This is a genomic window from Vibrio sp. 1401 (assembly GCF_033340295.1).
Window position 1 is genome coordinate 1 of record NZ_JAWOWF010000575.1, and the last position, 596, is coordinate 596.

General features: G+C 43.5%; 1 pseudogene. It reads right to left on the reverse strand.

The window, feature by feature from the left end:
* Window positions 1-439, reverse strand: a pseudogene (locus tag R7Z77_RS26910) (EamA family transporter); the annotation flags it as partial.
* Between the last annotated feature and the right edge of the window lie 157 nt (window positions 440-596).

The following is a 596-nucleotide window of genomic DNA, read 5'->3' on the forward strand; positions in this document are numbered from 1 at the left end:
GACCAGTTGTATTCTTCCCCGATATTAGATAGCAGAAACACAAAAATACCCAGCAGTACGGTGGAAAGACCAATAATGCGGTGATGACTCAGCGATTGTTGATAGAACAAGACTGCAATGGCAGAAACAAACAAAGGCAACGTGCCAGGTATTAAGGCGCTACCATGCGCGACGGGAGCGAAATGCATGGCAGTGCCCGCTACAAGTAAATAAGGTAAACCGCTACCCAAGACAATACAGTAAGGTATTTGTTGGGAACGGCTTTTAGGGCGGCTTTATGTTTCATTACAAAAGGCAACAAGATTAGGCTAGGAACGAGAAAGCGCACCAAAGCAATATCAGCAGGTTGTAGTGCCGAAATTGCCCCACCTTTGAGCGAGATGAAAAAACCAGACCAAAGCAGTACGGTCACTAAAATTGCAGCGTATCCCAAAATCATCGTTGTCGCGTCCATGTGTAAAGTTCGCTGTAATTATTGAACGAAACTGACGCATCATGTTGGCAAAATGTGACGTACTTTGTTTCAGTATTGGTGTTAAACTGCGTTTGATTAATTAAATTTAGTGATTTTTGGCAAAGGGAGTTGGCATGGACAA